Origin of the sequence: Escherichia coli, from assembly GCF_036503815.1 — a bacterium.
GTDB lineage: Bacteria > Pseudomonadota > Gammaproteobacteria > Enterobacterales > Enterobacteriaceae > Escherichia > Escherichia coli_F.
Map to the genome: position 1 here is coordinate 2,307,320 of NZ_AP027764.1, position 11,882 is coordinate 2,319,201.

The 11,882-nt window shown below is 48.4% G+C and carries 12 protein-coding genes; 9 read left to right on the top strand and 3 right to left on the bottom strand.

Annotated features, from left to right (window positions below; genetic code table 11):
* Window positions 1–220 precede the first annotated feature (220 nt).
* The gene (spy, locus tag AABJ99_RS11060; RefSeq protein WP_338387558.1) at window positions 221–706 is read left to right on the top strand and encodes an ATP-independent periplasmic protein-refolding chaperone Spy; all 486 of its coding nucleotides are present in this window, start codon (window positions 221–223) and stop codon (window positions 704–706) included.
* A 202-nt stretch (window positions 707–908) separates the two neighbouring features.
* Window positions 909–1,484, top strand: coding sequence for an environmental stress-induced protein Ves (gene ves / locus AABJ99_RS11065; RefSeq protein ID WP_039020754.1), 576 nt, complete (start codon window positions 909–911; stop codon window positions 1,482–1,484).
* Here ves and cho read toward each other — a convergent pair.
* Window positions 1,435–2,331 (bottom strand): excinuclease Cho, encoded by an 897-nt coding sequence (gene cho, locus AABJ99_RS11070; RefSeq protein ID WP_039020755.1) that lies wholly within the window; start codon window positions 2,329–2,331, stop codon window positions 1,435–1,437. The two genes, ves and cho, sit on opposite strands and share 50 nt — an antisense overlap.
* Before the next feature lie 229 nt (window positions 2,332–2,560).
* Window positions 2,561–3,388, bottom strand: coding sequence for an ammonia-dependent NAD(+) synthetase (nadE, locus tag AABJ99_RS11075; RefSeq protein ID WP_000175037.1), 828 nt, complete (start codon window positions 3,386–3,388; stop codon window positions 2,561–2,563).
* A 201-nt stretch (window positions 3,389–3,589) separates the two neighbouring features.
* Here nadE and osmE point away from each other — a divergent pair, with 201 nt between their 5' ends.
* From osmE to chbG, 7 genes are all read left to right on the top strand, one after another.
* Window positions 3,590–3,928, top strand: coding sequence for an osmotically-inducible lipoprotein OsmE (gene osmE / locus AABJ99_RS11080; RefSeq protein ID WP_001039044.1), 339 nt, complete (start codon window positions 3,590–3,592; stop codon window positions 3,926–3,928).
* 298 nt (window positions 3,929–4,226) lie between these two features.
* The gene (chbB, locus tag AABJ99_RS11085) at window positions 4,227–4,547 is read left to right on the top strand and encodes a PTS N,N'-diacetylchitobiose transporter subunit IIB (RefSeq protein WP_000412169.1); all 321 of its coding nucleotides are present in this window, start codon (window positions 4,227–4,229) and stop codon (window positions 4,545–4,547) included.
* Between the two features lie 84 nt (window positions 4,548–4,631).
* Complete coding sequence (chbC, locus tag AABJ99_RS11090; protein WP_039020756.1) at window positions 4,632–5,990, top strand: PTS N,N'-diacetylchitobiose transporter subunit IIC; 1,359 nt, start codon at window positions 4,632–4,634, stop codon at window positions 5,988–5,990.
* Window positions 5,991–6,040: 50 nt separating this feature from the next.
* Window positions 6,041–6,391 (top strand): PTS N,N'-diacetylchitobiose transporter subunit IIA, encoded by a 351-nt coding sequence (chbA, locus tag AABJ99_RS11095; RefSeq protein WP_000968919.1) that lies wholly within the window; start codon window positions 6,041–6,043, stop codon window positions 6,389–6,391.
* A 7-nt stretch (window positions 6,392–6,398) separates the two neighbouring features.
* Window positions 6,399–7,241 carry a transcriptional regulator ChbR gene (gene chbR, locus AABJ99_RS11100; RefSeq protein ID WP_000983653.1) on the top strand — a complete coding sequence of 281 codons (843 nt, stop codon included), beginning with the start codon at window positions 6,399–6,401 and terminating at the stop codon, window positions 7,239–7,241.
* Between the two features lie 102 nt (window positions 7,242–7,343).
* Window positions 7,344–8,696 carry a 6-phospho-beta-glucosidase gene (gene celF, locus AABJ99_RS11105; RefSeq protein WP_001571521.1) on the top strand — a complete coding sequence of 451 codons (1,353 nt, stop codon included), beginning with the start codon at window positions 7,344–7,346 and terminating at the stop codon, window positions 8,694–8,696.
* A gap of 12 nt (window positions 8,697–8,708) precedes the next feature.
* The gene (gene chbG, locus AABJ99_RS11110; protein ID WP_039020757.1) at window positions 8,709–9,467 is read left to right on the top strand and encodes a chitin disaccharide deacetylase; all 759 of its coding nucleotides are present in this window, start codon (window positions 8,709–8,711) and stop codon (window positions 9,465–9,467) included.
* A gap of 46 nt (window positions 9,468–9,513) precedes the next feature.
* Here chbG and katE read toward each other — a convergent pair whose 3' ends face one another.
* The gene (gene katE / locus AABJ99_RS11115) at window positions 9,514–11,775 is read right to left on the bottom strand and encodes a catalase HPII (protein WP_000077873.1); all 2,262 of its coding nucleotides are present in this window, start codon (window positions 11,773–11,775) and stop codon (window positions 9,514–9,516) included.
* Window positions 11,776–11,882: the final 107 nt, after the last annotated feature.

An 11,882-nucleotide genomic window follows, 5' to 3' on the forward strand; every position in this document is an offset into this window, starting at 1 on the left:
TTCATAATCTCTGCAAAATCATCATGTTGTAATATTCTCTCATCACTCTCCATCAAATTTTCTTTTTTTCTCCATAATTGGCGCAAAAGTGTTTTTTACACTTTCATTGTTTTACCGTTGCTCTGATTAATTGACGCTAAAATCAGTAAAGTTAATCTCGTCAACACGGCACGCTACTTAAGAAAGCCGTAATAAATAACTGAAAGGAAGGATATAGAATATGCGTAAATTAACTGCACTGTTTGTTGCCTCTACCCTGGCTCTTGGCGCGGCTAACCTGGCCCATGCCGCAGACACCACTACCGCAGCACCGGCTGACGCGAAGCCGATGATGCACCACAAAGGCAAGTTCGGTCCGCATCAAGACATGATGTTCAAAGACCTGAACCTGACCGACGCGCAGAAACAGCAGATTCGCGAAATCATGAAAGGCCAGAGTGACCAGATGAAACGTCCGCCGCTGGAAGAACGTCGCGCAATGCATGACATCATTGCCAGCGATACCTTCGATAAAGCAAAAGCTGAAGCGCAGATCGCAAAAATGGAAGAACAGCGCAAAGCTAATATGCTGGCGCACATGGAAACCCAGAACAAAATTTACAACATCCTGACGCCGGAACAGAAAAAGCAATTTAATGCTAATTTTGAGAAGCGTCTGACAGAACGTCCAGCGGCAAAAGGTAAAATGCCTGCAACTGCTGAATAATCTTTCAGCCAAAAAACTTAAGACCGCCGGTCTTGTCCACTACCTTGCAGTAATGCGGTGGACAGGATCGGCGGTTTTCTTTTCTCTTCTCAAACAGATGCAAAAAAAGCCTGATCGCCACTAACGTAAATCACCCGAGTTGCCGATAACCATCCACGGTTACCTGAACGATAACAATGAAAAGAACGGGCCGGGAGCGAGTATGGAATACTTTGATATGCGTAAAATGTCGGTGAATTTGTGGCGAAACGCTGCCGGTGAAACCCGCGAAATCTGTACTTTTCCACCGGCAAAACGTGATTTTTACTGGCGAGCCAGCATTGCATCCATCGCGGCGAATGGGGAGTTTTCTTTGTTTCCAGGTATGGAAAGGATAGTGACGTTGCTGGAAGGCGGCGAGATGTTCCTTGAAAGTGCAGACCGCTTTAAACATACCTTAAAACCGTTACAGCCTTTTGCCTTTGCGGCGGACCAGGTGGTTAAAGCGAAACTGACGGCAGGGCAGATGTCGCTGGATTTCAACATCATGACACGTCTGGATATCTGTAAGGCGAAAGTCAGAATTGCCGAACGTACGTTTACTACCTTTGGCTCACGCGGCGGGGTAGTGTTTGTCATTAACGGGGCGTGGCAACTGGGTGACAAACTGCTCACTACTGACCAGGGAGCGTGCTGGTATGATGGCAAACACACCCTGCGGCTTTTACAACCGCAAGGTAAACTGTTATTCAGTGAAATAAACTGGCTTTCGGGTCATTCACCGGATCAAGTTCGGTAATTTCATAGTTACCAGAAAGCAAAGGTTTACAGAGAATTTTATAACCGTCGTGATCAAACCCGGCGGGTGTCCGAATTAACGTTGTCGCTTCTTCCAGCGAATTAACCGCCCCCAGCCACAGCCAGTTTTGAACAATATGATATTGAGTCATTTCCGGGTGCTGTTCTTTCAGTGCCACCGCACCTTGCCAAGGCCAACACACCACCCGCAAACGCGCCAGAGCCTGGCGCAAGCGTAGCGCATGTTCCTCAGGGCTCTCTTTACCGCAACACGCCCCGGCGCAACGTTTTAATGCAGAACGAAAACATGCACGCCCGCGGCTTAACGGTTCCAGTCCCAACAGGCCATAACAAAGTTTTTGTTCATCAGCGATGGTCTGCAATGCTTGTAAAGCCGCACGGCGATTGGCAAACAGGCCAAACAGGTTGGGGGCTCGTGAAAAATCCACCTCTTTGGCATACACCACATCAACACGCTTTTCATTCAGCTGCAGGGCGCAGAGCTGGCGATTGCGGCGCAACCGTTTATTAAATAGCGGCTGCTGCTCTTTGATTAATCGCGCTTCAAGGAGTAGAGCGCCGATTTCGCCTGCGGTGCAGATCCAGCAAATTCGCCGGGATTGCCGTAGCATGGCGGCTTCATCCGGGGTGCGTAAATGAGAAAGCACCCGACTGCGGATATTAACGCTTTTGCCGATATAGAGCGGCATGGTGTCACTTTCGCCATGAAACAGATACACCCCTGGTCGGGTGGGTAAGTCATTAAGGAATGATCGTAAATGTTCGGGATATTCATAAATTGCCGCAGCTTCAAATTCGAGCCGCGGAGAAGTTAAACGCCGTACCACTGTTGACTCCGAGTGCTGGTTATCTATCCAGTGTAACAGGTGGGGAGCGATTAAAAAAGAGGCGGGTCGATGACAAAGGTTACACCATGAGACGTGCTACGCCTGTCAGGCCTATTCGACTCCTGCAATGTATTGAATTTGCATAGTTTTGTAGGTCGAATAAGGCGTTCACGCCGCATCCGGCGTGAACAAAGGGCTCTTTTTCGCACAAGCCAATATGTGCAAATTATTACTTTTTCCAGAAATCATCGAAAACGGTAATTGGCGGACGGCGTTTATGTTCAGTTTTCAGATACCAGTTCTCTATTGTTCTGGCGACCTGTTCAGGTACGTTTTTCCCTTCCAGATAGTCGTCGATATTGTCATAGGTCACGCCGAGTGCCACTTCATCTGGCAGAGAAGGGCGATCATCTTCCAGATCGGCCGTTGGGGCTTTCTTATAAAGATGTTCCGGACAACCTAATGCCGCCAGTAACTGTTTACCCTGACGTTTGTTGAGGCGATACAGCGGATTAATGTCCGTACCGCCGTCACCATATTTAGTGAAGAATCCGGTAATGGCTTCTGCTGCATGATCGGTGCCCACCACGACACCGCTGGTCATACCCGCAATGCTATATTGTGCTTTCATCCGCTCACGCGCTTTTTCATTGCCACGGACAAAATCACTTAATTCAATACCCGCTTCGCGCAGCGCCTGTTCGCTGGCCAATACCGCGCCCTTGATATTAACGGTTAATACACGATCCGGTTGAATAAAGGCAATGGCATCCTGACAATCTTGTTCGTCGGCCTGAACACCATAGGGCAGGCGTACGGCAATAAATTGCAGCGATTCGTTGCCGGTTTCCTGGCGCAGCTCATTAATCGCCATCTGGCACAGCTTACCGGCAAGCGTGGAGTCCTGACCGCCGCTGATCCCGAGCACCAGTGATTTAATGAACGGATAAGTTTGCAGGTAGCTTTTCAGAAAATCGACACTACGACGAATTTCCTCTTCAGCATTAATCTGCGGTTTTGCGCCCAGCGCCTTTATTATTTGTTGTTGCAATGTCATTGAACCCCTCCAGACAGAAAAGACAAAACTTCCTTAAAGCTAACCCGTTGCTACTGAAACGACAAGCGACAGCGGGCTGAATGGTGGTTAAAACGTCATACAGGAATCCTCTGAAAGCGGAGCCGTTTCGTTCACGGGCTTGAAAAAGCGCCCAATGTATTCCAGGCTTATCTAACACGCTGATAAACAAGAGGACGGAATATGAACAAGAATATGGCAGGAATTCTGAGTGCAGCGGCGGTATTAACCATGCTGGCGGGTTGTACGGCTTATGATCGTACCAAAGACCAGTTTGTACAGCCTGTGGTGAAAGACGTCAAAAAAGGCATGAGCCGGGCGCAGGTTGCACAAATTGCGGGTAAACCTTCGTCTGAAGTGAGCATGATTCATGCTCGTGGTACTTGCCAGACCTACATCCTGGGTCAACGTGATGGTAAAGCAGAAACCTACTTTGTCGCGTTAGATGATACCGGACATGTCATCAACTCCGGTTATCAGACCTGTGCTGAATACGACACTGATCCACAGGCTGCGAAGTAATCACTTCGTCTGAAAGCTTGAGTAACAACGGAAACCGGCCATTGCGCCGGTTTTTTTTGGCCTGTGTTCTTAATTATCTTCGCGAATTATTTGCCCGAAATGTGAAGAGGGTCATAACCACAGGTCAAGGAGAGACAATTTATAAGGTCAAAGAAATACTATTGCTCAGGTCTATACCGTATACTCCTTTCAGCCACAAAAAAAGTCATGTTGGTTTCGCAAGTTACCCAGAGCATGGAAGCAGGTTAAGGCTTGCGGAGTGTCTGGCTGACAGATAATCGTCGATGAGGGCAGTTTTATGGAAAAGAAACACATTTATCTGTTTTGTTCTGCGGGCATGTCTACCTCTTTACTGGTATCAAAAATGCGCGCACAGGCAGAAAAATATGAAGTTCCGGTCATTATTGAAGCATTTCCGGAAACACTGGCTGGTGAAAAAGGTCAGAATGCCGATGTCGTGTTATTAGGGCCGCAGATTGCTTATATGTTGCCCGAAATCCAGCGTTTGTTACCCAACAAACCGGTTGAAGTAATTGACTCGCTGCTTTATGGCAAAGTCGATGGTTTAGGCGTGCTTAAGGCTGCGGTTGCAGCGATTAAAAAAGCCGCAGCAAATTAATTTATTTTAAATTTTCCCGTCAAAGAGTTATTTCATAAATCAATACCGCAATATTTAAATTGCGGTTTTTAAGGGTATTTTTCTATGAGTAATGTTATTGCATCGCTTGAAAAGGTACTCCTCCCTTTTGCAGTTAAAATAGGAAAGCAGCCACACGTTAATGCAATCAAAAATGGCTTTATTCGCTTAATGCCGTTAACCCTTGCGGGGGCCATGTTTGTATTAATTAACAACGTTTTTCTAAGCTTTGGGGAGGGGTCGTTTTTTTATTCCTTAGGTATTCGCCTGGATGCCTCAACCATTGAAACACTTAATGGTCTGAAAGGTATTGGCGGCAACGTATATAACGGAACATTAGGGATAATGTCTTTAATGGCACCGTTCTTTATTGGCATGGCGCTGGCAGAAGAGCGTAAAGTCGATGCGCTGGCGGCTGGGTTGTTATCCGTTGCAGCATTTATGACCGTCACCCCATATAGTGTCGGTGAGGCCTATGCGGTTGGCGCAAACTGGTTAGGTGGGGCGAATATCATCTCCGGGATTATTATTGGCCTGGTGGTGGCAGAAATGTTTACCTTTATTGTCCGCCGCAATTGGGTCATTAAATTGCCCGACAGCGTACCTGCTTCAGTATCGCGTTCCTTCTCGGCATTAATTCCCGGCTTTATTATTCTTTCCGTGATGGGGATTATTGCCTGGGCGTTGAATACCTGGGGCACCAACTTCCATCAGATCATTATGGATACCATCTCAACCCCACTGGCATCGTTGGGTAGCGTGGTGGGCTGGGCCTATGTGATCTTTGTTCCACTGCTCTGGTTCTTCGGTATTCATGGTGCGCTGGCGCTGACCGCACTGGACAACGGCATTATGACGCCGTGGGCGCTGGAAAATATCGCGACCTATCAGCAATATGGTTCCGTCGAAGCGGCGCTGGCAGCCGGTAAGACCTTCCATATCTGGGCCAAGCCGATGCTGGACTCCTTTATTTTCCTTGGGGGCAGTGGTGCGACTTTAGGCCTGATCCTGGCTATCTTTATCGCCTCTCGCCGTGCTGATTATCGTCAGGTGGCAAAACTGGCGCTGCCGTCCGGCATCTTCCAGATTAACGAACCGATTCTGTTTGGTTTGCCAATTATCATGAACCCGGTGATGTTTATCCCGTTTGTACTGGTGCAACCGATTCTGGCGGCAATCACTCTGGCAGCGTACTACATGGGCATTATTCCTCCGGTGACCAATATTGCACCGTGGACCATGCCAACCGGTCTGGGGGCCTTCTTTAACACCAACGGTAGCGTCGCCGCATTGCTGGTCGCACTCTTCAACCTTGGTATCGCAACGTTAATTTATCTGCCCTTTGTTGTGGTCGCTAACAAAGCACAAAACACGATTGATAAAGAAGAGAGCGAAGAAGATATCGCTAATGCCCTGAAATTTTAATCGATGCCGGTAGGAGTAATCGTGCCGGCAAGAAAAGAGAGGAACGATGTATGATGGATCTCGATAACATTCCCGATACGCAAACAGAAGCTGAAGAGCTGGAAGAAGTGGTGATGGGACTTATCATCAACTCCGGACAAGCGCGCAGCCTGGCGTATGCCGCACTGAAACAGGCGAAGCAGGGCGATTTTGCCGCAGCAAAAGCCATGATGGATCAGTCACGGATGGCATTGAATGAAGCGCATCTGGTACAGACGAAACTGATTGAAGGCGATGCGGGCGAAGGTAAGATGAAAGTGAGTCTGGTGCTGGTCCACGCTCAGGATCATTTAATGACGTCCATGCTTGCGCGTGAACTGATTACTGAATTAATTGAGCTTCATGAAAAACTGAAGGCATAAGGAGTTGATGATGCAGCCAGTGATTAACGCGCCGGAAATTGCCACTGCCCGAGAACAGCAGTTGTTTAATGGCAAAAACTTCCATGTGTTTATCTACAACAAAACTGAGAGTATCAGCGGACTGCATCAGCACGACTATTATGAATTTACTCTGGTATTAACCGGGCGTTACTTCCAGGAGATTAATGGTAAGCGCGTGTTACTGGAACGGGGCGATTTTGTTTTTATTCCGTTAGGTTCGCACCATCAAAGTTTTTATGAGTTTGGTGCCACGCGCATATTGAACGTTGGGATCAGTAAACGCTTTTTTGAGCAGCATTACCTGCCGTTGTTGCCTTATTGCTTTGTCGCTTCGCAGGTATACCGGACCAATAACGCTTTTCTCACCTATGTGGAAACAGTGATTTCTTCATTGAATTTCCGCGAAACAGGGCTGGAAGAGTTTGTTGAGATGGTGACTTTTTATGTCATTAACCGTTTGCGTCATTACCGCGAAGAACAGGTGATTGATGATGTACCGCAGTGGCTGAAAAGTACGGTAGAAAAGATGCATGATAAAGAGCAGTTTAGTGAATCGGCGCTGGAGAATATGGTGACGTTGTCAGCCAAATCACAGGAATATTTGACGCGAGCGACTCAACGATATTATGGCAAAACACCAATGCAGATTATTAATGAGATCCGTATTAATTTTGCCAAAAAACAACTGGAAATGACCAACTATTCCGTGACGGATATTGCGTTTGAGGCCGGTTATAGTAGCCCGAGCTTGTTTATTAAAACGTTTAAGAAATTAACGTCCTTTACGCCTAAGAGCTATCGTAAGAAATTGACTGAATTTAATCAGTAAGTCGTTATACCTGACAATTAACATATCTGTCCTGTTGCTGGATTATTTATGTCCGGGGGCAGATATGCCAGATATCAGTATTCTGTACTGAAGGGAGAAATTATGAGCCAGAAATTAAAAGTCGTCACTATTGGTGGCGGGAGCAGCTATACCCCGGAATTACTGGAAGGATTTATTAAGCGTTATCACGAATTGCCGGTCAGCGAATTATGGCTGGTGGATGTCGAAGATGGTAAAGAGAAACTGGATATTATTTTTGATCTCTGCCAACGGATGATTGATAACGCTGGCGTCCCGATGAAGCTTTATAAAACGCTGGATCGCCGCGAAGCATTGAAAGATGCTGATTTCGTTACTACCCAACTGCGCGTAGGCCAATTACCGGCGCGCGAACTGGATGAACGTATTCCATTAAGTCATGGTTATCTTGGTCAGGAAACTAACGGCGCGGGCGGTTTGTTTAAAGGTCTGCGTACCATTCCGGTGATTTTTGACATCGTAAAAGATGTCGAAGAACTTTGTCCGAATGCATGGGTGATTAACTTCACTAACCCGGCGGGAATGGTCACTGAAGCCGTTTATCGTCATACCGGATTTAAACGCTTTATCGGCGTGTGTAATATTCCGATCGGCATGAAGATGTTTATTCGCGATGTTCTGATGCTGAAAGACAGCGATGATTTATCTATCGATTTGTTCGGCCTCAACCATATGGTGTTCATTAAGGATGTGCTGGTAAATGGCAAATCACGCTTTGCCGAATTGCTTGATGGTGTGGCATCCGGGCAGTTAAAAGCATCTGGCGTTAAAAATATTTTCGATCTGCCATTTAGCGAAGGCTTAATTCGTTCTCTGAATCTGTTGCCGTGTTCTTATTTGCTTTATTACTTCAAGCAAAAAGAGATGCTGGCTATTGAAATGGGCGAATACTACAAAGGCGGCGCACGTGCGCAGGTAGTACAGAAAGTCGAGAAACAACTTTTTGAGCTATATAAAAACCCGGAGTTGAAAGTTAAGCCGAAAGAACTGGAACAGCGCGGTGGGGCTTATTACTCTGATGCAGCGTGCGAAGTGATCAACGCTATCTACAACGATAAGCAAGCAGAACATTACGTTAATATCCCGCATCATGGGCATATTGATAATATTCCGGCAGACTGGGCGGTAGAAATGACCTGTACGCTGGGGCGCGATGGCGCGACGCCACATCCGCGCATTACGCATTTCGATGATAAAGTGATGGGGCTGATTCACACCATCAAAGGCTTCGAGATTGCTGCCAGCAACGCCGCACTTAGCGGGGAATTTAACGATGTGTTACTGGCGCTAAACCTTAGTCCGTTGGTGCATTCCGATCGCGATGCTGAGCTGCTGGCACGCGAGATGATTCTGGCGCACGAGAAATGGCTGCCAAATTTTGCCGACTGCATCGCAGAGCTTAAAAAAGCACATTAACCGAGGCTGATTATGGAACGCTTACTGATTGTTAATGCCGATGATTTTGGCTTAAGCAAAGGTCAGAACTACGGCATTATCGAGGCCTGTCGCAATGGGATTGTCACGTCGACGACGGTGCTGGTGAATGGGCAGGCTATTGACCATGCAGTGCAGTTGAGTCGTGATGAACCGAGTCTGGCCATAGGGATGCACTTTGTCCTTACTATGGGCAAGGCACTGACAGCTATGCCGGGGTTAACCCGCGATGGTGTGCTGGGAAAATGGATCTGGCAGTTGGCAGAAGAAGATGCTTTACCGCTGGAAGAAATTACTCAGGAGCTCGCCAGTCAGTATTTGCGTTTCATTGAGCTATTTGGACACAAACCTACGCATCTTGATAGCCATCATCATGTGCATATGTTCCCGCAGATTTTCCCGATTGTTGCCAGGTTTGCGGCTGAAGAGGGGATAGCGTTGCGCATCGACCGTCAGCCGCTATCTAACGTTGGTGATTTACCGGCTAATCTGCGCAGTTCGCAGGGATTCAGTAGCGCGTTTTATGGTGAAGAGATTAGCGAGACACTGTTCCTGCAAGTGCTTGATGACTCCAGTCATCGCGGCGAGCGCTCTCTGGAAGTGATGTGCCACCCGGCGTTTATCGATAATACGATTCGCCAGAGTGCTTATTGCTTCCCTCGGTTAACGGAACTGGATGTGCTGACTTCAGCGTCGTTGAAATATGCGATTGCTGAGCGTGGTTATCGGTTGGGGAGTTATCTTGATGTGTAAGTAAGGTGGTAAGGTCACTCCCCAGGGGGCGTGACCTTATCCATATTTACGCCGGGATTTTGTCAATCTTAGGAATGCGTGACCACACGCGGTGTGCTGCCATCAGCGTTAACAGTTCATCCATAAAACTACCATCGGCGCTGTCAGCTTCCACAATCCCTTCTTCACCCTGGTCAGCGACCTTGATTGTTGCTTTAAACTTGCGCGCGTCTCCCGCCAGCGCAATCGGTTTAAGGTGTTTGTAGGCTTCCATCAGGTAGTAGTTGGCATCGCCGTTGTCAGCGATATCCGCGATATTGCCGCAAGGGACAATAACCGCATCGACCGTCAGCGAAGGCGCTCCGGCAAATGTAGCGGCTATAGGCAGCACCGTACCGTCATCCGCAGTCACTTCACCCATTCGGGAGTAGAGCAGTTTGGCATGAACGCCTTTGGCCTTCAGCGCCTTGAGAATGGCCAGAAGGTCTGCCGATCTCACTTCATCATTAAGCAAAATCGCTACCACGCGACCTTTTACATCACCGTCAGGAATGGCGTACAGACTTAAGGATGGATCCTTTTTCAGACCGTTGACGTCCGGAGGCGGGGTGATATTCAGCTGGTCGTCAGTCAGTTCGATACCGAGATTTTTCGCCACCGCCTGGGCCAGAGTGAGATCAATATGCGCCAGCTGGTCAACAACGCGCTCACGAATATACGGACGAACTACTTTGCTTAACTCAAAACTGAAACCATCGACAATATGGCGCTGCTCGAATGGCGTCTGACTTAGCCAGAACAGACGCGGATGGGAATAATATTCGCCAAACGATGGGCTGCGCTCGCGAACTTTATTGCCTTCCACGCGCTCCTGGTATGATTCAAAACCGCCGCGTTTCGGCCCCGGCGGTGTTTCGCGCGGCCAGTTATCGTTGATCGAGTTCGGTTCGTAATTCGCCGGGTTAGTGTCGATCCCCATACGATGCATGCCGTCACGCTGGAAATTATGGTAAGGGCAGGTCGGGCGGTTAATCGGAATCTCATGGAAATTGGGTCCGCCAAGACGACTGATTTGTGTATCGGTATAAGAGAACAAACGCCCCTGCAACAGCGGATCGTTGGTGAAATCCAGACCGGGGACAATATGCCCAGGATGGAAAGCCGCCTGTTCGTTTTCGGCAAAGAAGTTATCCGGGTTGCGATTGAGCACCATTTTGCCAACCCGCTGAACGGGTACCAGTTCTTCCGGGATGAGTTTGGTTGGATCGAGAAGATCGAAGTCAAACTTGAATTCATCTTCTTCAGGAATCAACTGGAAGCCCAGTTCGTATTCCGGAAAATCGCCTGCTTCGATGGCTTCCCACAACTCGCGGCGGTGGAAGTCCGGGTCACGTCCGGTTAGTTTTTGTGCTTCATCCCAAACGAGTGAGGCTTTACCTGCCAGTGGTTTCCAGTGGAAACGTACGAACGTTGCCTTCCCTTCAGCATTAATCAGGCGGAAGGTGTGAATACCGAAGCCTTCCATGGTGCGGTAACTGCGCGGGATCCCGCGATCCGACATCGCCCACATCACGTTGTGCAGAGTTTCAGGTTGCAGAGAAACATAATCCCAGAAAGTATCGTGGGCGCTTTGCCCTTGTGGGATTGCCCAGTGCGGTTCTGGTTTTACCGCATGAACAAAATCGGGGAATTTATGCGCATCCTGGATAAAGAAGATTGGCGTGTTATTGCCAACAAGGTCAAAAATACCCTCTTCGGTATAGAATTTGGTGGCAAAGCCACGGATATCACGCACCGTATCCGCCGAGCCAGCACCACCCTGAACGGTAGAGAAACGTACAAATACTGGGGTGATTTTGTTGGGGTCTGACAGAAAATCCGCTTTGGTGATATCGCTTAAGCTTTTATATGGCTGGAAATAACCGTGAGCGGCTGAGCCGCGCGCATGAACAATTCGTTCCGGGATGCGCTCATGGTCAAAGTGAGTGATTTTCTCGCGCAGAATAAAATCTTCCAGCAGTGTTGGGCCACGGCTACCGGCGCGTAGGGAGTTTTGATCATCGGCGATGCGTACACCCTGGTTGGTGGTAAGTGCATAATTTTCACTGCCTTTACGCACGTCCTCCAGGGAGTTCAGCTTTTCATTACGTGTATCAGGGGCTTTCAGACTCCCTGGCGCGGTTGGCTGCGCTCCCGGTGGCGTCGGTTCAGCCGCTGGACGATGGGAACCGTCCTCAGGTGCCAGTGAGTCCATCCCCGGTTTCGCTTCGCTGGAATCGTGTAGTGGTGACTGGTGCTGATGTGGGTTCTTTTCGTTATGTTGCGACATTGAACTCGTCTCCTTAATGTATTACTGAAAGGGCCGCTGTTTTGGTCAAAAAACTCTCTAACTATAGACCACCAGCCAGATCCCGCTTCGGAGACTATTCTGGAAAC

Excerpts from the sequence above, each read along its gene's own strand:
- spy (WP_338387558.1), top strand. The coding sequence starts at position 221 with ATGCGTAAATTAACTGCACTGTTTGTTGCCTCTACCCTGGCTCTTGGC.
- ves (WP_039020754.1), top strand. The coding sequence starts at position 909 with ATGGAATACTTTGATATGCGTAAAATGTCGGTGAATTTGTGGCGAAAC.
- nadE (WP_000175037.1), bottom strand. The coding sequence starts at position 3,388 with ATGACATTGCAACAACAAATAATAAAGGCGCTGGGCGCAAAACCGCAG.
- osmE (WP_001039044.1), top strand. The coding sequence starts at position 3,590 with ATGAACAAGAATATGGCAGGAATTCTGAGTGCAGCGGCGGTATTAACC.
- chbB (WP_000412169.1), top strand. The coding sequence starts at position 4,227 with ATGGAAAAGAAACACATTTATCTGTTTTGTTCTGCGGGCATGTCTACC.
- chbC (WP_039020756.1), top strand. The coding sequence starts at position 4,632 with ATGAGTAATGTTATTGCATCGCTTGAAAAGGTACTCCTCCCTTTTGCA.
- chbA (WP_000968919.1), top strand. The coding sequence starts at position 6,041 with ATGATGGATCTCGATAACATTCCCGATACGCAAACAGAAGCTGAAGAG.
- chbR (WP_000983653.1), top strand. The coding sequence starts at position 6,399 with ATGATGCAGCCAGTGATTAACGCGCCGGAAATTGCCACTGCCCGAGAA.
- celF (WP_001571521.1), top strand. The coding sequence starts at position 7,344 with ATGAGCCAGAAATTAAAAGTCGTCACTATTGGTGGCGGGAGCAGCTAT.
- chbG (WP_039020757.1), top strand. The coding sequence starts at position 8,709 with ATGGAACGCTTACTGATTGTTAATGCCGATGATTTTGGCTTAAGCAAA.
- katE (WP_000077873.1), bottom strand. The coding sequence starts at position 11,775 with ATGTCGCAACATAACGAAAAGAACCCACATCAGCACCAGTCACCACTA.